This window comes from Pantoea sp. Ft-CA_14, assembly GCF_024520875.1.
Classification (GTDB): Bacteria; Pseudomonadota; Gammaproteobacteria; order Enterobacterales; family Enterobacteriaceae; genus Pantoea; species Pantoea agglomerans.
This window is the reverse complement of record NZ_JALNPM010000001.1, coordinates 286,471-308,728: the sequence shown is the minus strand read 5'-3', so window position 1 is coordinate 308,728 and position 22,258 is coordinate 286,471. Positions and strand designations below refer to the sequence as shown.

At 50.6% G+C, this 22,258-nt stretch carries 20 protein-coding genes; 6 read left to right on the top strand and 14 right to left on the bottom strand.

What is annotated here, in order from left to right; all coding sequences use genetic code 11:
* Positions 1-68 precede the first annotated feature (68 nt).
* Both NR195_RS01490 and NR195_RS01485 read left to right on the top strand, forming a co-directional pair.
* The gene (locus NR195_RS01490) at positions 69-1,154 is read left to right on the top strand and encodes a hypothetical protein (RefSeq protein WP_256843954.1); all 1,086 of its coding nucleotides are present in this window, start codon (positions 69-71) and stop codon (positions 1,152-1,154) included.
* 82 nt (positions 1,155-1,236) lie between these two features.
* Positions 1,237-2,364 (top strand): hypothetical protein, encoded by a 1,128-nt coding sequence (locus NR195_RS01485; RefSeq protein WP_256843953.1) that lies wholly within the window; start codon positions 1,237-1,239, stop codon positions 2,362-2,364.
* A 287-nt stretch (positions 2,365-2,651) separates the two neighbouring features.
* Here NR195_RS01485 and NR195_RS01480 read toward each other — a convergent pair whose 3' ends face one another.
* The 4 genes from NR195_RS01480 to NR195_RS01465 form a co-directional block, all read right to left on the bottom strand.
* On the bottom strand, positions 2,652-4,031 hold the full coding sequence (locus NR195_RS01480) for a trehalose-6-phosphate synthase (protein ID WP_256843952.1): 1,380 nt from the start codon (positions 4,029-4,031) through the stop codon (positions 2,652-2,654).
* 10 nt (positions 4,032-4,041) lie between these two features.
* On the bottom strand, positions 4,042-4,557 hold the full coding sequence (locus NR195_RS01475) for a flavin reductase family protein (protein ID WP_256843951.1): 516 nt from the start codon (positions 4,555-4,557) through the stop codon (positions 4,042-4,044).
* Positions 4,558-4,618: 61 nt separating this feature from the next.
* On the bottom strand, positions 4,619-5,680 hold the full coding sequence (locus NR195_RS01470; RefSeq protein WP_256843950.1) for a zinc-binding dehydrogenase: 1,062 nt from the start codon (positions 5,678-5,680) through the stop codon (positions 4,619-4,621).
* Between the two features lie 51 nt (positions 5,681-5,731).
* Positions 5,732-6,907: an acyl-CoA dehydrogenase family protein gene (locus NR195_RS01465; protein WP_256843949.1), complete on the bottom strand. Its 1,176-nt coding sequence runs from the start codon at positions 6,905-6,907 to the stop codon at positions 5,732-5,734.
* Positions 6,908-7,368: 461 nt separating this feature from the next.
* Between NR195_RS01465 and NR195_RS01460 the strand changes: the two genes are divergently transcribed.
* Together NR195_RS01460 and NR195_RS01455 are read left to right on the top strand one after the other, a co-directional pair.
* Positions 7,369-7,716 carry a helix-turn-helix transcriptional regulator gene (locus NR195_RS01460; protein WP_033781278.1) on the top strand — a complete coding sequence of 116 codons (348 nt, stop codon included), beginning with the start codon at positions 7,369-7,371 and terminating at the stop codon, positions 7,714-7,716.
* Positions 7,709-8,926, top strand: coding sequence for a sugar MFS transporter (locus NR195_RS01455; RefSeq protein ID WP_256843948.1), 1,218 nt, complete (start codon positions 7,709-7,711; stop codon positions 8,924-8,926). The genes NR195_RS01460 and NR195_RS01455 overlap by 8 nt, the downstream gene beginning before the upstream one ends.
* On the opposite strand, the gene otsB is transcribed toward NR195_RS01455, so the two are convergent.
* The 9 genes from otsB to NR195_RS01410 all read right to left on the bottom strand — a co-directional run bounded on the left by otsB (position 8,861) and on the right by NR195_RS01410 (position 19,780).
* The gene (gene otsB, locus NR195_RS01450) at positions 8,861-9,664 is read right to left on the bottom strand and encodes a trehalose-phosphatase (protein ID WP_256843947.1); all 804 of its coding nucleotides are present in this window, start codon (positions 9,662-9,664) and stop codon (positions 8,861-8,863) included. The genes NR195_RS01455 and otsB overlap by 66 nt on opposite strands.
* A 43-nt stretch (positions 9,665-9,707) precedes the next feature.
* Positions 9,708-11,138, bottom strand: coding sequence for an MFS transporter (locus NR195_RS01445; protein WP_256843946.1), 1,431 nt, complete (start codon positions 11,136-11,138; stop codon positions 9,708-9,710).
* Positions 11,139-11,683: 545 nt separating this feature from the next.
* Positions 11,684-15,502 (bottom strand): pcar, encoded by a 3,819-nt coding sequence (locus NR195_RS01440; RefSeq protein ID WP_256843945.1) that lies wholly within the window; start codon positions 15,500-15,502, stop codon positions 11,684-11,686.
* A 364-nt stretch (positions 15,503-15,866) separates the two neighbouring features.
* Positions 15,867-16,160: a DUF1493 family protein gene (locus tag NR195_RS01435; protein WP_256843944.1), complete on the bottom strand. Its 294-nt coding sequence runs from the start codon at positions 16,158-16,160 to the stop codon at positions 15,867-15,869.
* Entirely contained in the window at positions 16,154-16,612 is a 459-nt protein-coding gene (locus NR195_RS01430) for an STM2901 family protein (RefSeq protein WP_256844104.1), read from the bottom strand. Before NR195_RS01430 ends, NR195_RS01435 begins: the two co-directional genes overlap by 7 nt.
* 147 nt (positions 16,613-16,759) lie before the next feature.
* Positions 16,760-18,064 (bottom strand): DUF1173 family protein, encoded by a 1,305-nt coding sequence (locus NR195_RS01425; RefSeq protein ID WP_256843943.1) that lies wholly within the window; start codon positions 18,062-18,064, stop codon positions 16,760-16,762.
* Between the two features lie 19 nt (positions 18,065-18,083).
* A complete protein-coding gene (locus NR195_RS01420) occupies positions 18,084-18,293 on the bottom strand; it encodes a phospholipase D-like domain-containing protein (protein WP_256844103.1) in 210 nt (69 codons plus the stop codon).
* 355 nt (positions 18,294-18,648) lie between these two features.
* Entirely contained in the window at positions 18,649-18,969 is a 321-nt protein-coding gene (locus tag NR195_RS01415) for a hypothetical protein (protein WP_033768762.1), read from the bottom strand.
* Positions 18,970-19,084: 115 nt separating this feature from the next.
* On the bottom strand, positions 19,085-19,780 hold the full coding sequence (locus tag NR195_RS01410; RefSeq protein ID WP_256843942.1) for a B3/4 domain-containing protein: 696 nt from the start codon (positions 19,778-19,780) through the stop codon (positions 19,085-19,087).
* Positions 19,781-19,823: 43 nt separating this feature from the next.
* On the opposite strand from NR195_RS01410, the gene NR195_RS01405 reads away from it, so the two are divergent.
* Positions 19,824-20,426, top strand: a complete 603-nt coding sequence (locus NR195_RS01405) for a helix-turn-helix transcriptional regulator (protein ID WP_010670569.1) — start codon at positions 19,824-19,826, stop codon at positions 20,424-20,426.
* Between the two features lie 5 nt (positions 20,427-20,431).
* On the opposite strand, the gene NR195_RS01400 is transcribed toward NR195_RS01405, so the two are convergent.
* Complete coding sequence (locus tag NR195_RS01400) at positions 20,432-20,938, bottom strand: MarR family winged helix-turn-helix transcriptional regulator (protein WP_045139980.1); 507 nt, start codon at positions 20,936-20,938, stop codon at positions 20,432-20,434.
* Between the two features lie 137 nt (positions 20,939-21,075).
* Here NR195_RS01400 and NR195_RS01395 point away from each other — a divergent pair, with 137 nt between their 5' ends.
* Positions 21,076-22,233, top strand: coding sequence for an MFS transporter (locus NR195_RS01395; RefSeq protein WP_201500615.1), 1,158 nt, complete (start codon positions 21,076-21,078; stop codon positions 22,231-22,233).
* The last annotated feature ends 25 nt before the right edge of the window (positions 22,234-22,258 follow it).

The following is a 22,258-nucleotide window of genomic DNA, read 5'->3' as shown; positions in this document are numbered from 1 at the left end:
TGGATGATTTTTTATAAATATTCATGCATTCTGATATCTGATTAATAAGCGATACAGGAAAAAGCCTCATGCTGAGTCAGCTGACATTACGGTTCCCGAAAAAACTCATTGAAAGCCTGAAGTCCCGCGCCTCGGTCGAGGACACTTCGGTCAACGCCCTGACCGAACGGCTCCTCGACGGCGCGCTGAAGTCCACCTCCCCGGACGATGCCTTTTTTGCCCTGCAGGCCGATCCCGCCGGGACCCGGGAGGCGCTTTACCGCAAGGTGGTCCGCGGGGAAACGTTCGGCCGCCAGACGGTGAAGCCCGCCGAGCTGCGCTGGCTGTTTGCGCAGGCGCACGCGGCCTGCCAGACCGGCAGCGCCTTCATGAGCTGGCCGGTAATGGAGGCGCTGCTGGGCATTACCTTTGACGCACTGGTGTACGCCGCTGAAAACGGCATCCCGGTTGACACCTACTACATTAACCGGGCCTTTGACCTGACGGGCGAAAACTACCGCGCCGAAACGGACGCGTTCATGGCGGCCATGCCGCACGGGGTGGATACCACCTGGGCCGAGTTTCTGCTGCGCCCGCTTTACTCCGGCGCCCTGAACCTGAAGGCCTTTCCCGACGAGGCGATCGCCCGCATCTGTACGCCGGCACGCCTGAAGGTCATTTTTCCGTTGGTCATCCGGGCGCAGCAGCCGGATTCGGAGGGTATGAAGGCCTGGGCGGCGGTGACCGGGCTGGTCACGGACAACGTGTGTCTGACCGCTGAGGTGGCTGACGTCATGCTGCGTGCGGAGGCACGCGGAAACCGGCAGCCGCAGCTGCCCGGGCAGGCCTGGCTGGCGCCGCAGTTCAGCCTGTTTGTGACCGCCGGGCGGATGTCGCTGGCGCAGGGATGGGACGTGTTCAGCGCGCTGGTCCGCTACATGCAGGCCCGGGCCGGGGCCGGGGTCACGTACGACTGGAACGCGCGGGATAGTCTGGTATCGCTGTATATCCCGCGCGGTGAAGGAGAGAAGGTGATCCTGGGGCTGGACGGCATCCACATCGCCATGACGACGGAAGAGTACCTGGCGCTGGAGGCGGGGCTACTGGCGGCGGTGGCGGCGCCGGACGTGGCACCTGTGCTGGCGGAACTTCGCGCCCTGTACGGAGATCTGTAGTTAAGCCGCATCCTGTTCTGCAACACCGTTTTACCTGGACAGGATAATTTACCCTGACGGATTTCCTCACTCAGGAGCATCAATGAATAAACCAGCCTGGCTCATCAGCCTGATGCCGCCATTAATGTCTGTTGTCATTATCAGAACCTATCTTGGCGCTTTTGATAATGCCTCTCTGTTCACCGAGAACCTCTCGGTCTCAGGCCTTTTTAATTTTGTGTTCATCTTTATGATGCTGACCCTCGCCGCCTTTGCCGTTATTTTCTTTCTGCCTTCGGTGATCTTCAGCCTCTTCGTACCCCGATGTGTGTCGAGTCTACCTAACTATACGGATATAAAAAGAAGAATAGCGCTGTCCGCATTGTTTTCAGTTCCTGTCGCGGTTTTCTGCTTTTTCGGCTGGTCCGTTATTTCAGACAGGTACCCGGAGCATGAAACGCTTACAGGCTGGGCATGCCTGCTGGGAGGAATTATGTCTGTATTTCTGATCAGCTATTTATTTCTCAGAAAGGCAGTGAGAATTGCCCAACAATATCAGACTGCCAGAATCCGTATCAGGACAGCCCTCAAGCTGTACGTGGGCACCTTCGCACTTCTTCTTCTGGTTATCATCCTGTTTTTCACCTTCGGTCTGCCCACTGTCGTCGGCTGGTTAGACCATAAAGTGGCCGGAGAAAGCATCATAATGATGCTGAAAGTGTCCGTGCTGATATCAGGGCTGGGTATGCTGCTGCTGTTTCCGGGCGCAGTGTATGTCGTTACCGATCCGGCGGTCACAAACAATGCCTGGCTGACAAGGTTCGGAATTATTACCGTTATACTCTGGTCCCTTCTGACCAGTATGTACGTACCGTCCTTTTTCCCGGTGCTGGTTGATAAAACAATGGCGCTGGCAGGTATTTCGGACTGGAAAACCCGGCGTTTTCAGATTGATAATGCCAATATACCGGCCTGGAATTTCAGTAATGATGAATGGCACAGAGTCAGGATCACGGGGGAAAAAACCTTCAGCGTGAAGGGGATTATGGTTTATTCACTCAACAACGTTAAGCTTCTGTGTCCCGAGTCGGTAAGGGAACCTTACCGAAATATGCTCCGCTTTGTGCCCTGGGACAGGGATTATGATAAAGAAAAAGCGGCCGAACTGAACAAGGCTTCAGCCCGGTGTCAGCCCTTTACTCAGGGACGGGTCATCCGGCTGTCCGAGTAACAGGCAGATTTGCTGAGAGGGATTACCGGTCGTCAGCCATCGCCGGGTTCTGCCCCCTCTCAGCCAATTTTTGCGATACTGATACAGATATACGGGAGTTTAAGGGAGTGCCGGATCTGCCTCTGCAAGACCCGGATAGTTTCATGCCTCACCGCATATAACTTCCGGCGGCTTATTTTAGCGTGACCGCTGTTTTTCAGGGTCCGGATCCAGTCAAACCCGGAACAGGGGGCTTCATCCTTCCCGGAAAAAAATCCCTGTATCCGCCCGTTAGATCATTACACTTATCAGGCAACCATCCATATTTCCTGCTCTTTAAGGCTGTTCAGAAACTCACCGCACCACCAGTGAACATCATGATCAAGGATCGATCGCATCAGTGATGTATGGCGGCTTTTCCTTTCTTCAAGAGGCATATTCAGCGCTTTTTCAATTGCACGGGCTGTCGCACCGGCATCAAACGGGTTCACCAGTAGCGCATCGGCAAGCTGATGCGCTGCGCCGGCAAATTCAGAAAGAATCAGTACACCGGGATTGTCAGGATCCTGAGAGGCAACATACTCTTTAGCAACGAGATTCATGCCATCACACAAAGGCGTCACAAGACCTACTCTGCTGTTTCGGTATATGACAGGTAAATCATCCCGTTCGACATTGCGGTGGACATAACTCACCGGTGACCAGTGCATGTCCCCTAAATCGCCATTAATTTTCCCGCTGAGATAATCCATTTCTTCGCTCAGCTTTTCATACGCGGTTACCTTTTCACGACTTGGAGCTGCAATCTGCAGAAGCGAAACGGCTTTCTTCTTATCCGGGCACCGCGCAAAGAATTCCCTGATAGAATGGATTCGCTGCGGAAGTCCCTTAGAGTAATCCAGGCGATCAACGCCAACGATCAGCTCACCGGTGCGCTCCCGGCGGAACCTCTCATTCAGCTCCCGGCTGCGTTCGGATTCAAGAGCCTGCAAAATCTCTCCGGTATCTATGCCAATGGGAAATACTCCGGCCCTGATTTTACGGCCCTTGAAGAAGAAAGTCTTTTCTCCGATCAACTCTGCATCCGTATGATTTAGGATGTATTTCTGAAAATTCTGGAAATCTTTTTCTGTCTGAAAGCCTACCAAGTCATAGCTCAGTAAAGAGGTGATAAGCCAGGCGTGATCGGGTATGCATCTGATTAGCTCAGGTGGTGGAAAAGGAATATGAAGAAAGAAACCGATGCTGTTTTTAATCCCCTTTTTTCGTAATTCTGCTCCACAGGTGATCATCTGGTAGTCATGGACCCAAACCACATCGCCGGCGGAAATTCGCATGAAGCAGGAGGACGCAACACGCCGGATGGTTCTTTCATAGAAAAGCTTAAATTCCGGGTCATGTTCAGCCAGGTCAGTACGATTATGAAAAACCGGCCAGAGAACAGAATTTGCATAGCCAATGTAAAAATTTTTATATTCCTGTCCGGTCAGCTCAGTCGTAAAGAAATCCACGCCCTCTGCCCGGCGACAGGTCATGTCCGGATTATCATGTGAACACACACGGCCATCCCAGCCGATCCACGTACCACCTGACTGTTTCAGCGTGCTCCAGAGAGCGACAGCCAGCCCCCCGGAGCGGGATTCATCAGGGTCTGCAGTTCTGTTTGAAATCACCACAAGTTTTGACATAGTTATATCCTTATAGCGCAGTAGTTATATCCGGAATAACGGCATATTCCCGCTTATAGTAGAGCAGTGAGTCTTTAGTGTTTTCGGTCTCTACTTCTTTAACGCTTCCATACACGACAAGATGCGTTCCCTGCTCCTCGATGCACGTTTTATCGCAGAACAGCACGTGATTCGAATCTTTCAGATAAGGAATGCCGCCTTTATAAAGCCATCCTTTCTGCCTGAATTTCTCTTCGACATCGGACTGGCTACAGATTTGAGCAATTTCAACCTGATCATTGTGGATAAAATTAATGGCAAAAGTGTCACTCCGCTCAATTAAACTGGCGAAACGCGAGCTTTTATTAACGCAGAACAAAATTAATGGTGGCGATACAGAAACAGACGTGAATGAGGTAATGGTTATGGCATTTTTACTCTCATTTTCTGAACCAGAGGAAACAATATATACTGAGCTGCATGTATTACTCATTGCAGATCTCAGACGATGTTCAATAAAAGCATCCGGGGTTTCAGGCTGGGACATATAGTTCACCTTAATGACGGCTAATGCGGACTGGCGCAGGGATCCCCTGCGCCATCGATCATTAACGGAAATCAACAACCGTTTTAAGCTGTGTGGTGGAACGGTACGTTTCGAAGATTTTTACGAGGCGACCGTAGTCTTCAAAAGGACATACTGTTGAAATAAGACCTTTGGCATCTACAACGCCTGAGTGGATCATCTGCAATGCAGACTGGATGACGTTAGCTGTTTTGTGCATCGGGAAACTCTGCACATCGAAGGGAGCAGAGCTGATGTTGATCCCTTTAGAAAGCATCAGCCAGTTGTCGAACTTCTGCATGGCCTGAGAAGCGCCGTATAACAGATACTGACCGCGCGGCACGATTTTTCTCATGGCGATACGGCGCGGGTCGCATTCTTCATCCACGTTCTTGATAGTCGGCAGGCCATCAAAAACATAATCAAAGGTATTGTTTTCAACCATCTCCGTAATTTCTTCAGGCAGGTACGCCTTCTCTGAGAAGAACTTTTCAGCATGCTCGTTTCTCATAGGGTTGTTATCCATGGAAACGATGCTGTGTGGAGCAAAAACTTTCTTGATGATCTGGCCGGCAATAATACCGATAGGGCCCGTTCCCAGTACCAGAACTTTATCGCCAGGTTTTGGCGGGTGAGTTAAAATCGCGCGCATCGCAGCTGTTGTCGGCTCAATTAATGGGGCAACAAGGTCATCCATGTCATCCGGAATTTTGACGGCTGATGCATGATGATCATCCCAGAAATAACGGTCTGTCCAGAACTCGTCTTTTTTAACCTGCCCTGAAAAAATGGGACGGAGCGTACGGTATTCAGCAAAACCGCCAAAATCTGTCTGCCCCCAGTACACAATACGGTCACCGATTTTTACGTTGTTATCTTTGTAGTCTTCGCCAATTTCAACAACCTCACCCAGGAACTCATGCCCCATGATAATCGGATATTCAGAAGGATAAAGATAACCTTCGAAATAGGAGATGTCTGTTGAGCAGATTGAAACGCACTTTGTTTTCAGCAACAAGCCATCCTTTGGCGTTTCCGGAACCGGGATAGTAACCAGTGCGGTTTCTTTAGGCGAGACAAGGTTGATTGCTTTCATGGTTTTCATGGTGAACCCTCATTATTTAAAATGCCAACTGTTAACTTTCTATTTTATTTACTACCGTCTGATCAGCAGTTCTTCTTCCATAATAAACTGGCCAACCATTTCAATACTTGCAGGGGCTAAGGTGATATGTTTTACGGCTGTATTAATATCGCGAAAACATTTTTCAAGCCGGTCCCCCTCATATACTGAGGTTGCTCCGGACAGGGTGTGGACAATATCAACAATTTTTTTCGCATTACGGGCTGTTGTTGATGCAGATAAACGGATCAGCGCGCTGAGTCGCTGCCCTGAGTACCCATCCTGAATCGCATGTGAGGCGGCATTCTCAATCAGTAACCGGGACGACAGCAGCAGAGACCAGGCATAGCCAATTTTTTCGTGTACGGTATGACTCTGCCTTAATGGAGTTTTGCCACCGAGAGGCACTTTCGAAACCGCCATTTCCCTGAAAGACTCCAGTGCATCCTGCGCAATGCCTAACGTGGTCGGTGCGGACGTAAAAGGCCCGAAGTCGTAATAGCCAATGCCAAATGCGCGGGACGGCCGTTCCGGTGGCGGTGCCAGTAAATCGGGGCCGGGGATAGTAAATTCGTCAGGCACGAACACGTCGTTCACTTCAAAAGAATTACTGCCGGTACCCCGCAGCCCCGTTGTATACCAGTCATCCATAAGCCGGTAATCTTTTTTAGGAACAAAAAGCATCTGGGTCAGCGGACCGGCATCCGTCATAACCGGCTGGCCCTTTTCAGTCACAACGGCAGCACAGGCCAGCCAGTCCGCATGGGCTGAACCACTGGCAAATGACCAGCGGCCCTTCAGCAGAAATCCCCCTCCGACCCGCTCTGCTTTTCCACTCGGGGCAACCACACCCACGATGAGTCTGGAGTGATCCTGGAAAATATGGCGGGCTGAAGATTCCGGCAGGTAATCGGAAAGCCGGCTGAGTGCTCCCTGCACCCCCATCTGCCAGGCGACAGAGGCGTCCTGTCTGGCAATAGATTCAATGAGGGCCATACCTGAAGGAAGGCTCAGATGAGCGCCCCCAAAGGCTTTTGAAACCCAGATCCGGTGAACGCCCGCTTCCATCAGCGCGTCCATTACTGCGGCGGGGGTTCGCCGATCTTTGTCTCCCTTATCGCGATACTCATTAATAATCTGATGCAACGACTCAACGTTGATCAACTGATCCTGAACTTCAGGCTTCAGCGGGCGCTGTATATAACTCACTGTTATCTCCCTATAAGAAAATGAAAGTGAATAAGGTCATCAGCGACCAGGATGAACAGAGCGACACCGGAAAAGACTACTGTTCATATTCACTAGTACAGTCGCATATACAAATAACCAGAATGTAATTTTGTGTCAACAAAGTGCCAGAAAAACAAAATAAACATAACCAATTGATTTATTTGATAAAAAATATTGACTGAAAAAGATTCACATGGTTGCCGGCTGAAAATAAATTGTTAATTTTATGTATTGTTTCCCGTTATCGCCCCGTGAGTAATAATCACGCATATTAATATCGCTAATAGATAACAGTGCATGTTTTAAACACAAGTCAACAGCTTTACGACCGTGGCAAGGGGAAATGCATCACAAAAAATGAAGCTGACGTGCTGAAAACATATACAAAACCGGCAATATGTTTGATAATTTACGTACCTACGTACGTTAAGAAGGCACTAATGATTAGACACCATCCGGACCGAGACCAAATCAGACTGGAGCACGTGCTTGCTGCTCTGGGCAATCCAATGCGTATGACGGTTGTACGTGTTCTTGCTGACGGAAGTGAGCACACCTGCGGATCTGTGCTCAAAGGCGTATCAAAATCCACGCTGACGCATCACTGGCGCGTGCTGAGGGATAGCGGAGTGATCTGGCAAACGCCGTCGGGTCGCGAAAATTTACTCTCGTTACGTAAAGAAGATCTGGAGGCGCGTTTTCCGGGGCTTCTGACGTCTTTCCTGGCTGCTACCGAAAAAGATAAATTAACAGGTGAAACCGTCAGGCATTTCAATCCGGATGTCTGATAGCAGAAGTGGCTTATTGTTTTTTTTAGGTTTTTTGCTATTAAGCTGGGGATTACTGGGAGCAGGCATCGGACCACTGCTCCCGCAGATCAGCGAGGCTTTTGGCCTGCCATTACCTCTTACTGGTCAGGTTTTTCTTCTGTGGTCCTCGGGCTTTTGCCTGGGGTCTTATATCACCTCCCGTCTGCTTAAAAGATTTCAGCTTTCTGCACTTTTCCTTTCTGCATGCCTCGTGGCCTCTGTAGCTATTTTCGGCCTGTCCGTTACGCCATCATTTTTTTTATTCTGTTTTCTCTACTGTATAACTGGTACTGCAGGTGGCATAATTTTCACTTCCTGCCATACTTCTGTCAGCTGGTTTTTCCCTGAAAGACGGCAGGCAGTACTGAGCTTTGCTGATTTTTCATTCAGTGCTGGAACCCTTCTCGCCCCTTTGCTGATCAACATAATAATGAACAGCAATTATCCCTGGCAGATATTTTTTAAAGCCATCTCTTTTGCGAATATCACTTTAGCCTTCCTAATGATTCCTCTCGCTTTGACGTTTTTCCGGTCATATGCAGTGGAAAGACAGGTCTCTCCATCGACGGGAGAAAAGACTTCTTTTTCACTGGAGTCTGACGCTACAGGTTCGAAAAAAACCCTTATAAATTACGCAACTGTTTGTTTTTCAATTGGTTTTATTGAGTGGCAGCAGAATGTCTGGCTGGTAACGTATGCAATGAGCAAGGGTATCCCTCAGGTTTCAGCCAATCACGTTATATCGCTGTTTTCATTAGGAATGCTCGCGAGAAGGGCAGGTAGCATGTTTGCCGGTAAAAGCCACCCTGAATTCAGGCTGCTTCTGCTGGATGACATCATACTGCTGGGAGGCATCAGTGCAATTCTGGCAGGGAAAGGAACGGCAGTACTGGGTGCAGGCAGTTTTGCAGCGGGTTTTGCGCTTGGCGGGGTATTACCCATTGTGATGGCCACAGCCATGGCTTCCAGACCATCACGTGCACCGCTACTTTCAACGATTGCGCTCGTTATGCTGACTGCCGGAGGGCTGTGCTCCGGGATCTATACAGGCTCTGTGGCTATATATTTCAGCCCGGAATCGGCGCTGACCGCCGGGCTGTTTGTTTCGGTACTGCTGATTATATCAAGAAGAGCGTTTATCAGCGCCCTGCGCGGGCACTCTGCAGCCTGCGGCGGCACTGGCCATTAAGCCATCGAGCCACCGGTGAACACCACAGACATCTTTAAGCCTGTGCGTTGCTGACGTTTCCTCAGCGCCGACCTTCACTGAGAAACCTTCCATTTCATTGACTGCCCTGAATGCCGTCTCATCGGTAATATCATCGCCAACATAGACAGGCGTTCTGCCGCAGAATGCCGGTGACATCATCATCTTTTCAACGGCCGCTCCTTTACTGGCTTTCACGGGCCTGAGTTCGCAGACAAATTTACCGTGCTGAACTGCAAAGGTGTCCGGATACAGCTCGGCCAGAGAGGCGGCTGTCCACATCGCGACTGCTGCCAGTTCCGGTGCATCGCGGAAGTGAATAGCAAATGAAATGAGTTTATTTTCAAGGCGCAAGGCCGGATAACGCATACAGGCAAGTTTGAGGCGCTCCCAGACGTGAGCAACGTCACTGCCACATATAGCAAGCCGCTCATATTTTCCATCTGCATAGCGTATCTCGGCCCCGTGGACGCCTGCGCAGGGAACGTCATGTGATAGAAACAGGGTGTCAATGTCCAGTATGCTGCGTCCGGATATCAGGGCGAAGGGGATGCTGCGTTGTGAAAGAAAAGCCAGGAAACGGGTTACGGTGTCATTAATCTGAACCTCACCGGGCGTGGGCCTGAGCCCGCTAAGCGTGCCATCGATATCAAAAAGGAAAGCGTAACGGGACAGTTCATGTGGCAGAACAGGGTAAGGCAAAGCAAACAGGTCAGACATCAAGATGCTCCATTCCGGCCGTTTCCGGCCGGAGACATATCCCTTAAACGGTTTCCTGCGCAGAAGCAACGAGACGCTTTTTGCCCGGCAGGCTGAAGGAAATTAACAGGGCAATCGCCATACCAGCGGAAGCAAAAAGGAACGCGTGAAACGCTTCTGAAGCCAGCGCAGCGGTATTATCCGCAACAGGCCCCGTGGCAGTCATCGCCGAGGAAACGGCAATCAGCACGGCCAGACCAATAGCATTGCCCACGTTCAGGGTTGTGGACGCCATGCCTGATGCAATACCCTGCTCATTGTGGGCAACTCCTGTTGCCGCTGCGATCCACATTGCCGTCCAGACAATCCCTTGTCCCAGACCTGAGATAACCAGCCCCGGCAGGATATCTTTATAGGTCGCAGATACATCTGCTCCGGTCATCATCAACAGCGTGCCTGCAATACCCACAACGCAGCCTGCAATCAGGGCATTGCGGGTCCCCATGCCATTTGCCAGACGGGCACCGGCCTGAGTACCGATAAAAATGGAGACAGAAGGAACGATGAAGGCCAGGCCGGTTTCGAGCGCGCTGTAATGCATTACGTTCTGGAAAAGCACGGTCTCAAAATAAGGCAGTGCGCCAAACGTTCCCATATAGAGAAACGTCACTGAAACGGCAGCGACCAGATTTTTATTGCGGAACAGCTGCATAGGCATCAGCGGGTCTTTGCTTTTTGACTCGATCAGCACAAACAGCACCAGGCTGATGACAGCCAGAATAAGCGAGTTACGGATAAGCGGGGTGTCCCAGCCGTATTCGGGCCCCTGTACCAGAGCAAAAACAAACAGCGTAGAAGCTGCAGTCACGGTCAGCGCGCCCGGCAGGTCAAAACTGCGTTTCTCATGACGCGCCGGATCGGCAGGGATGACCAGAAATGCTGCAACAATAGCTATGCCTGCGAGCAGAACATTGACGTAAAACACCGAAGACCAGCCAAAGTAACTCGTGAGAAAACCGCCGGCCAGGGAACCGATGGTCAGTCCGCTTGCGCCCGCTCCGCCCCATGCAGCCAGAGCCCGGTTTCGTTCAGGTCCTTCCCGGAAGAGACGATTAATCAGTGAAAGCGTTGCCGGAAAGAGGAATGCTCCGCCGATCCCCTGCACTGCGCGTGCGGCGATAATGACTTCCGGACGCCATGCCAGGCCTCCGACCAGAGATGAAATCGCATAAAGCCAGAGTGCACCGATAAACATGCGGCGCTGGCCAAGCAGATCAGCCGCCCTGCCGCCAAAAAGCAGAAATCCGCCGCAGAACACCGTATATGCACTTACGACCCATTGCAGGGTTTGTTCAGAAAATCCGAGGCCGCTTCCTATTTCCGGTAATGCAACGAATACGATGTTGATATCCAGAGAAATGATGAGCTGGGCAAACGCCAGCAGAGCCAGACTCCAGCCCAGCCGATGCTGACTGCTGTTTTGATGCATTGTCATAGTAACCTTCCCACTGTTCGATTGTTCGTATTTATATGGACAATCGAAATATATGCTCTGTAAACCTGTTTAGGCAAGAGTTTTAGATGAAACAGGTGAGAAATCTCTGATATCAGATTTGCAGATCCAGAGCAGATGTATCCGACCTCAGGCGTAACAACTCATGCCCCCCTATCCATTCCTCATAGGTCACACAGTCGATCTGCCTAGCTAAAGGAAGCATTACGGTATCTCACCGCAGCTGACACGCTGTAAAAGCACGTTGATGTGCCGCAGCGCAGAGAGGCTAAGAAAAAAACGAGGGGATGGGGTGGTACGACCCACATTTCGTTTAATCTGCCTTTCAGTTGAAATGGGGGATCCGTATTCACCCTGTTTCGGATCTAGCCAAGTTTATAAGAAGATGGTGCGCAGCATGTAGAAAATAAAACATAAATATACCAGAAGAGCGGCAATAGTGATTTAAGACACTTTTACTGGCTAAAAGTAAAAATCCTGCATAATGTCTATATTCCACGCCGCATGCAGGATTTTGAATGAAAGGACTATCCACGTCTGAAAACAGGACTGTTGTGTGGGATAAACCAGATCCGGTCAAGTGCTTCATTCCAGCTAAGGGAGCGAATGAAGCCCGCCTTATCGAGTAAGAGGGCCAACTGCCAGAGTGGGTCGTTATGCTTTAACGACCGGTGGGATTTATCACTGATGAAAGAATGATAGTCATCATCAGAAAAGGATTTGAGGATAACAGTGATGTCTTCATCGGATAAACTAGCTTCTTTAAGACACTGAGTAATTAACTGAAGCCGCAAGTTATCATCTGAGAGATCCGGAGCCAGACGAGTTAATGATCCTGCCGCAATAAATAATGAACCAGAAAATATTTCCGGTTCTTTTTTCCAGAGCCAGTTCAGCGCATTCACTAGGTCGGCTTCAGATACGTCCTCACTGCTGAAAAGCATTTCAGCAAGAGGCCTGTCAAAGTCATCCTCTACTTTAAGTACGAGATCGGGCCAGTTTCTGAGGAGCACCGGAAACTTCACAACGAACTTCACCAGTGTTTCAGTAACTTTTCTTCCATCATTTATGAAAGTATCATTAATGTTTCTAAAAATCTCATCGGTCGGGGCTAGTCGGCCGTACTCTATAAGCAGAGCAACCTTCTCCAGATCAAGATTTTCTGGCAGCACCAGGAATGTTACATGGAGGTTTGCGAGAATTTTATTACGTGAAGCATCGTTCAGTGCAGGAGAATTAAAAACCCTTTGTATCAGCAAATCAATTAAGTCAATAGAAGAGGAATTTACATATGTATCCTCAAAGGTCCCTGCATTCTCATCAAACCATTTTGAAAGGTTAGTATCTGAGATGTCTTCCTGTTTCAGCAGAAAACCCAACTGGTCCCAGTTCGTAGTGATCCTATGATATTCAAGGAGAAGAGAATATAAATCATTGCCTTCCTTTTTAGTTTCTGCACCTTCGAACATTACTAAACGGTTTTTTATTTGGCTGATATCATCGACAATGAACTGCATTTTAGTCACTATCTCAAAACACGTCTTAGCGTTGATGCTATTCATATTAAGTAGTTCGGTAATGCGACGGTGTTCCTGTGAAGCAATGAAATAATCCACAATAAAACTATTTATATTTTCCCACACAACAGCTTTAATTTCCGGTATATTTAATGCTTCCACAGCTGAAACAGGCTCTTTATAAAGATAGTCTAGTTTCTTTTCATCTCTAACAGTCAGCATCAGTATAATATTATTTAAATTTGCTGCCGAATATCCCCACCGCTGATTTTCAACAATAGTGGCTACAATCTCTTTTCCGCATGCAGTATCACAGACATCCAGCCTCAAATCATTCAGGTTTGTATTAATTAAATTCGTTTTGAATGTTTTGCAATATCCTTCAGGCACCTGGTCAGGGAAAAGACCATTGCTGGCAAGAATGGACTGAGCCCACTGCTTCATGTCAGTTGAGTCATGGTTCCACTTGGGCCCAGAAGAGCAAAGATGTAAAAGCAGGAGTTCAGATGCAACTGCTTTTTGTTCCATTTCAGAGAGGCGCCTGACAAATGTAAAGGCCTTTTCTTTATCTGAAGCGATCAATTCAACGTAGCGAATGCGCTGCGATGTACTCCACTTTTTGAACGTATGTTCAGCCAGCCGGACTAGGCACCAGTCATCTCCAGACTGAACTTTAATAATGGGTTGAAGTTTAAGAGGTTCATGTCCAAGCAGATAAAGTAGAATCTCTGAATGCCATGCACTGTCCTCCATCATCAGCCCAAGACTGGACAGCTTGGCTATAACGTTTTCGACCCGCCTCAGCGGCATGTCCAGCGTATCGGTCACCATCCTGCCGATACTGACCGCTTTTATAAATTCATTGTCCTCATGGCTCAGGCTACCCGGCCTGAAGACTGAACGGTAAAACATGTAGTCTGACGCAATATAGCTATGAATCAGGAGAAAATAAATGAAATCCAGGTGGTCAATTCTTTTTTCATTATTTTCGGTTATTGAATTATCAGAGTTAAAGCTTATTTCCGCCCAAATAAAAAATCTATTACGCCCCATATTTCGGGTTAATGCAGCCAGACTTGTCTGATTTAGTGTATTTATCTCACCTTCGATAGCGTTAATATCTTCCTGTAGTTGACTAACTTTCCCTTGGTTTTTTTTATCGAGATTTGCCATTCTTTCATCAAAGGACTCAACTATCTCTTGTATCGAACCTTTCTGAATGGTAAAAGCTGCTGACATTATTTCTTGAGACCATACATATATAGCACTAACATTCCTTAACTTATTAAATGCATCTTCATCTTGTGCGATTTCATTTAAGTAATAAGATTCAGAACCAAAGTGAAACTTAAACCTCCCCTCCTGTTTAGGTGATATATAATCAGAAAGGATATCTCTCCTTATTTCTGCAGCACTCACAGCTTTATCGTTAAGAAGAGCATCAATTTCACTTTGAATATCCAACATTTTAACACGAAGTTCTTTTTCTGGTTGTTCTTTTAACTCACCAGATACGAAAGCTCTGACGAAGGAATACAGCACACCTTTTTTTAGATCAATACCATGATAATCTTCAGAAAATAAATTCTTATAAGCAATCATAGAAAGAAGGCGCGTGATATCGCCAGCTCCGTTAACCAGATTCTGATATATCCTGAATTCATTAGCAATATTTCTCATGATTCGCATATCAGGAATGAATAATGCAAGACGTGAGACACATTTATTGAAGCCAGGTTCACTGATTTCATTTCCCCTGAACATGCTAATAAAATGCTCAGCAGCATTTTCGCTGTCCATAACTGTTATCACAGGTATAACAAAATCGAAAAATTTCGTCCTTGCTTCAGCCGTTGAGAATAGCCCGTCTCTGACGGCATAAATAAACCGGACAGGATCATCATCAGGACGTGTGTTATTAATGATCTGGTTTATTTCCCGCAGCTTGATAAAAATAGCTCCGTCGTTATGGCGGTCTAAGTCTTCAAAAATGACCACGTTGTGCCCGGTCTGCTCAAAGAAATATACAATTTCGTCAATATAGACATTAAGAAGGGACGGGGAAGAGGGGCGGGTTGATATGGCACCTTTCAGCATATCGACCTTGTCGACACTGACCCGCCGGTCAAAGAGGCCGATGCGGTGCAGTTTTTTGACAGAGAGAAACAGCGCCGTAAAAATCAGTAACCCGGCCATTGCCAGCCTGACTGCCGGCATACTGCTAAGTTGATGGCTCATCATCTCAGGCAGCGACAGCTTGTTACTGACGTAGTCCGGAAAGAGGCAGAGCAGGCCTGCCACTATGACCCCCATGATCACAAGCAGGTCTGCAGCTACTGCAGCGACCTGAAATGAAGTGATATCGGAAATACGTTCTATGCGCGAATACGGTAGCGCACTCTTCTTTTCTTTATATAGCAGCTGCTGAAGGATGCTGTACTCGATGGTTTTTTCTTCCGCCGCAGCTTTTTTATCGTCAGCGGAGCTTGTTTTGCCCTCCTCACCGGCAGGCTCAGGTTTTTTCTGAGGGGCGGACTGCATTTCAAAATCAGCCAGGGAGATGGTCATGATGCGTAAATCGTTATCAGGACACTCTTTCCATGTCCGGAGAACCGAACTTTTACCCGCTCCATAGGCACCCGTTACAGCAATGTTTCTGATATCCCAGCGGGAACAGGCAAAATTAAGTGCATCCGTATACACTGCTGATTCCCTTGGCTCGATAATACTGGGAGTAAGGGCTTCATAATCGTCAGTAGTACTTATCTCGTTTGAATTATTACAGGCTGTGTAAGAAAGAATATCAGCCAGCTTTGGCTGTTTAAGCATTTTTTCACCCGTTTTTTATGGTAATTAACATCAGTATATCTTCAGTTTACCTGTTAATTCACTGTAATAAATAGCTTGATTGATGGTCGCTTTGTTTATTAATAAGGAACAAACGGACAGGGTTCCGGTTCCACGTTTTTTAAATCCAAAATGTTGATGAATGTTAAGCAGAAAGGGTGCAATGATTTTCAGCTAAAGCGGCATAAGAAATTGGGGCTATACAGAGCAGATAGCAATTTTGCGATACTAGAGCTTCTAATGATGGAACTTATCACTCACAGTCCCCCCACTTAAGTTGTGCTGAGAGGCATTCTGAGCGCCACATTTTAAGGCAACAGAGAGCGTGTAGCACTTAGATTACCTATCAGTCATAGCACCATCGTCTGGCACGGGCTGACTCGATCAACATTTCGATAGTAAGAGGGATAGCCTCGCGCGGGTTTTCTGGATAGTAGAAGATGAAAGTCACCTCGTCAGAATCCATTCCAAACGCATCGAAGACGTTCTGAAGGCATTCCGCAGCATCCTCCGGGTCCAGCTTCATGTCCAGATTGAGCGACATCTCTGGCGTGAGTGTTTTTTTCCGGAACTTCAGCAGGGAGCGGCCATTCCACGGCTCAATGAGTGCCATTACGCGTGCCTGGGTGTCATCTACCATATCTTATCCTCCCCACGGGCGATGGCATTGTATAGTCTGACCGAATTGAAACTGATACTGGCAACGTCTCTGCCCAGCATCACCCAGCCTACGACGGGTATCGCCCGTCCGACAAAGGTGCTGAGCTTATGCGTAAAAAGAATACGCGCGGTCCGGGGCGGGTACCCCCCTACGATGGTGGGGAGCTTTATGCCGAAGGGAAATTTGGCTTTCGGAAATACTCTGCGCGCTGCCCGTGAGGCATAGGAGGTTCCCTTGAGAGCATCGCGCGGTTTGGTGCGGGTATTCAGGACATTACGCCCGGACAGGATGGCCACGATCGCGCCGAAGTCATCAACCCCCAGCTGTTCAGCAACTTCTTCACAGAAAATCATGAAAAAGAGCTCACCAGCGGTGAGGTTGGGTCTGCCTGCGTAGAAATAGGTGTTATTGAGTTCTTCAGTCGTGTCCACTGCCAGCTCCTGCAGGTTCAGCTTCAATTATCGTCCTGACGTTTCTTAAACAATACCTTCCGCGTTCAGGCCTGACAACCTGTCAGGCACAGGATAAACAGATACAGTACTTCAACCCTATCTCCCTGCAGTTAAAAGACACCCGTGTCAGACGTAGGGAAATGCAGGCATGTCTGGCTTCGCAGCAGCATCCCAGTACCACCACCGCCCGGGCCCATATTCCGCCTCATAGTGAGCGGTTTTTACCTGCCTGCGCTGCAGGTACTCTGGTGAGTTCATGCCGAACACTTCCATCGGAAGCGCATCCACGCCAGGAACGTCCTTGAGCACAAAATCCGGAAACACATCTTCTTCACCGTCGTAGCGCAGAGGCTTGATAAAGGCGCGTTTTTCCTGCCACAGTTTTTCTTCCACTGCCCCCTCATAGCCTGAATCCAGCGGAATAAAGCGTGGGCTGACCGTCATTAGCGCCACATCGATGACGGTGCTGCAGCTGGACGGCCGGTTGCGTCCGTCTACGTGCCTGAACGTCGTTTCCGGCGGCTCCGTCTCCGCGATGACCACGACCTTCATTCCCCGCCGCCAGTCGCCCAGCTCGCGGCCAAAGCTCCTCTCCAGGCGCAGGCGAGCGTCCTCCGGCAGCATCAGATTCGGGAAGCCGAAAAACAGCCCCAGTGGCAGCGTTGTCTGCAGACGGGCTTCAGCAGCCTCACTCCAGCAGGCCAGTACGGACACCACGATGAGCCGCCTTTTGTTCTTTTCGGCCGCTCTCAGGTGCTCCCGGTTGGCCACAACCTGCGGCGTGCCCTTCGTGGTCATGAGCAGTAGCGATTCTTCCAGTGGCACGCGGCCGACGCGTATCCGGCCAGCCGTCTGCTGCAGGTGCCAGCACACCCAGCCGGGTGTGCGTTTCTTTTTATCGAAAGCAGGATGCCAGACGTTGATGCCGGACTGTTCCCACAGCAGGTGAAGTAGCCCGAGAAGGCGCATTGAGGGCCTGCGTTTACGCTTTACACGTTCATCACCGGGCGCGTTCTCAGCCGCCTTGACCTCTGAAGGGGCCTTTTTTTGCAGGCCGGTGGGCAGCCTGACCACGATGGTGCCGTCCGCGGCAGTGCGGACCGCATCGCCCTGATAAATCTCTGCCTGCCGTTCGTCTGACCACACCGAATAAAACCGGCAGTCCGGTTTGTGCTCGTTGCCGGTGAAAGCGTAGGAGGACAGCCAGCAGCGTTCAGTATCCTGAGAATAGTGGACCTTCAGGCGGCGCCTGACAGGATCGCTTTCTGCCGGCAGACACCTGCAGGTCACTACTGTGGTTTTTTTATTATTTCGGGAATGCTTAAGCCAGCGCTGCCATGTGGATCTTTCATTCTGCTGGAAAGCCTCAGAGGCCTCCTGCTGGCCCCGCTGACCGGTAAAGTGAACCGGATAAACTTTTTTCTTTGTCATATACAGTCCGCTAAGCAGATTATATTTCGTTTGCCGACCATGAATAATTACACTGTACGGGCAATGACTCGGCCCAAAGGCGGTTAAATTCATTCTGATATTGCTGACTCAGGAATGAATTGCCCCGGATAACCAGGGCATTCTCAGCATTACGTTTTTCAGCCGATGATCTGAAGTTAAAAGAACCGTCTACAGCATTATCATCAACCACCATGAATTTATTATGCATGAAGGCGTAACGGCTTTTCATTCATAACATCACACCCTGATTGACCAGAAATGTCACGGTGGTGTACCGGATGCTATTGGCTTTTCATCGGCAACTAACCTAAGAGTTACACCTCGATTTATCGCGGACGCCAGTGCCGCCACAACGGGCTTGATGTTGAAACTGTATGCCGCCATATTGATAAGGCTTACAGCACCATCAACAGCGTTTAACACGATTTTTAATGCAATCCTGTCTGCCGTAGACAAAAAACACGGTAATTTCAGATGCGTAGGGATAAGCCAGGACGGGCGCGGCCATAATGATGACCAGCGCGAAATCATATGATTAATGATATGAACACGCCCGTCAGAAATCAGCGCTTCAGCATCTGCTGGCAGGCGAGGTTATCCTGGGCGGCGCGCTGCTGTTCATCAGGTGTCAGTTGCTGCCAGCGAGCAATCACGCTGCGGCCCAGCCCCGATTTATAAGTGATTTTTTGCAGCGCATAATCAGAGTTGCCGCCTTCAATGACGTTCTGCATCTGCCGGTCGAGGGGCTGCTTACTATCATGATCAACCGCGCACAACACCGCGACGTAATACGCCTTATCTTCCTCACTGTCGTGTGGGATAAACCACCAGGCGGCCAGGGCGAGGATCAGCAGCAGGGGCAGGATATATTTTACTTTAGCCATTTTAGTCACCGGTTGAGTGCCGTTAAGTCAGCCGGGTATGGCCAGACGCAGGGCGCGTATCCTGCCACAGTTTCCGCTCACCGTTAACCTCGTTCAGCCGCGGTTGAGGCAATGTTCAGTTTGCTGGCGCTTCAATCAGCGTCGTACTGATTTGCGCACCCGGCATCATCTGCTGTAATCCCGAAACCAGATCGTCGCTGGCCTGTTGCAGCGCGGAAAGCGGCATAGCGGGCAGACTTTCCAGAATGAACCACATCTGCTGCGCGCTGGCATCCAGTCGGGTTCTTACACCCTGCCGCCAGTTCCAGCGGCGACAGGTCACGCCCTGATCGTCGCGCCAGATCACTTCGCCCGGTTCCGGCGACTCATAAACCACCTCGCCCTCTTTAACGGTATCGAAACGTTCACTGCCGTCAGCTATCACCAGGCGTGGCTCGCCAGCATAGGCCGCGATATTTTCACCCCCGACCGGCAGCGCATAACGAATGCTGATGGCGTTATAGAGATCGACAACCGGATCGATGGCAGGCAATGCGCCATCCCGCAGCACACGCTTACGCAATGCTTCTGCCGAACAGGGTGTACGTTTCGCTTTGGCACCAAAGGCTTTAAATATCTCAGCCCAGGCGGCGAGATGCGCGTCTGCCCACGTCGCATCATCATTTAACACCTGCTGGCATGCGCTTTTCAGTGCATCGCTGGCAACGTCTGGTCGGGTAATCGGTGTGGCTTCCACCACAATACTCATGGCACGAAAGGCGGGAGCGAGCGCGAAAACAGCAGGATCGATTGACGGGTGAACAGATAACATCGGATACTCTCTCAGTGACTAATTTATTTCATAGTAATGACCGATGACCAAAAAAGTCAATATAACGACCGATGCGGGTGCCGATGTCGCCAGTGTCAATCAGGCTGTTTCGGACAGCATCAAAAGCTGGCGTAAAAGTCAGAAACTCTCGCTGGATGAGTTATCACGCCGGGCTGGCGTCAGTAAAGGCATGCTGGTGGAGATCGAAAAGGGTGCCGCCAATCCCAGCATCGCCATTCTCTGTAAAGTGGCTGCCGCGTTGGGCGTCTCGGTGGCAGATATCGTCAACGTTTCGCATGCGCCTGACGCCTGGCTGATTGAGAACAGCGAAATGCCCCGGTTGTGGCAGGGTGAGCAGGGCGGTTATGCGCAGCTGCTGGCGGGAACCCGTGGGCCGGATATGATCGAGCTCTGGCGCTGGCAGATGTTTGCGGGCGAAGCTTTCCGTTCTGCCGGTCACTCCTCAGGCACACTCGAACTGTTGCATGTCGAGCAGGGCACGCTCGCCTTAACGGTGGGTGAGCAGACCCTGGTGGTGCAGCAGGGCTGTGCAGCCGTAGCGCGAACCGATATGCCGCATGCCTATGCCAGTGCCGATCACCTGCCGGTTATCTTCACCATGACAGTGGCCGAACTGCAGCGCTGACGGCGCTATTCTGCGGCGGTCGCTTCGCCTGGACACACCAGCAGCAGCGTTTTCAGCAACCTTTCCAGTTCGGCACGCTCTGAAGCGCCAAGCGGGGCCAGCAGCGCCTCCTGCGTAGCGGTATGGACGCGGAGTGCATGCTCAATCTGCTGCTGCCCGTGCGGCGTCAGCCCGACCAGCATGCTGCGCTTATCCTCTGGCGCGGCAATACGCTCAATCAGATGCTGCTGCTCCAGCCGGTTCAGACGATTTGTCATCGCACCGGAAGTCACCAGCAGCGCCTGGTAGAGCTGGGTGGGCGACAGGCGAAAAGGCGATCCCGCCCGTCGCAATGTCGCCAGCACATCAAATTCTCCCTCCTGAAAACCAAAAGGCTCCAGTGCCTGACTGCGCGCTTTCGCCAGATGTTTCATCAGACGCAGCACCCTGCCGAAGATCCGCATTGAAGAGGCGTCGAGATCGGGCATCGCGTCGTCCCACTGACTGACAACGAAATCAATATGGTCATGCATAAATTACCTTTAAATATTGTGGTTATGTTGTCGGGTTGTGCGCAGCCTCTTAACACCGGGGGGAATTTATCTTAACGTTAAGATAAATGGTGGCAGCCCGGAGCTGTCATCGTCAATCCTCTGTTAAGGCGTCGATGATGAAAAATAAGGTGTTGTTCCCCATTCTGTTTGCCGTGATCGCTTTTCTTATCGGGCTGAATCTGCGGCCTATGCTGGCGATTATCGGCCCGCTGTTCCCGGTGTTGCAACTGCAGGCCGGATTGTCGTCGACGACGTTCAGTCTGCTGACCACGCTGCCAGTGGCGATGATGGGTCTGGCCGCACTCTCTGGCCCGTGGCTGATCGCCCGCATCGGGCCGGTAAAGGGAATCGCCGCCGGTTTGCTCTGTCTGACGTTCGCCTGCCTGTGGCGCGGCGTTACGCTTACTCCCTCTCAGCTGCTGCTCACCGCGCTGGCGGGGGGCGCAGGAATTGGCGTGATACAGGCGCTGATGCCCGCTCTGATCCGGCAACGCTTTGCTGAGGCCGCGGCGACGCTGATGGCGCTGTTCAGCACGGGCATTATGGCGGGCGCGGCACTGACTGCTGCCGGTGCCGACCCGCTGTTTTCATGGCTGGGCCTGCAACCCGCGCTGGCGCTTTCCGGCGGGTTAACGCTGGTCACACTGCTGATCTGGCTGACTTTAGTCAGACGATCGCCGCAGGTGAGCGTGGCCTCTGATGCAGCGACGCTGCCTGTGCGGCGTACCCTGTTGCTGATGCTCTTTTTCGGCATTGGCACGGGTGCTTATACATTAGTGCTGGCCTGGCTGCCGCCATTCTATATTCAACTGGGCTGGAGTGCTCGCCACAGTGGCTATCTGCTCGCGGCCCTGACGTTAACCGAAGTGGTGGCAGGATTCATCGTCTCGGCGACGTTACATCGCTTTCCCGATCGCCGTCCGCTGCTGCTCGGCGTGCTGGCCCTGTTGCTGCTGGGGCTGCTGAGTCTGGTCTTTTACCCGGGCACGATGCCGATACTCTCTTCACTGTTACTGGGTACGGGCATCGGTGCGCTCTTTCCGCTGTCGCTGATCGTTACGCTGGATCATGCGCGCAGTGCCAGAGAGGCGGGCATTCTGCTGTCACGCGTGCAGGGAGGCGGATATCTGATTGCGGCTCTGATGCCGCTGCTGGCAGGCTGGGTGCGTGATAGCGGCACGTCAATGACCCAGGCCTGGCTGATCATGAGCGCTGGCGTGCTGGTGCTGATGGTGATTGCCCGACGCTTCAGACCTCAGAACAGTATCAACTGAACAAAGCCGTTGCCGATCAATGTCG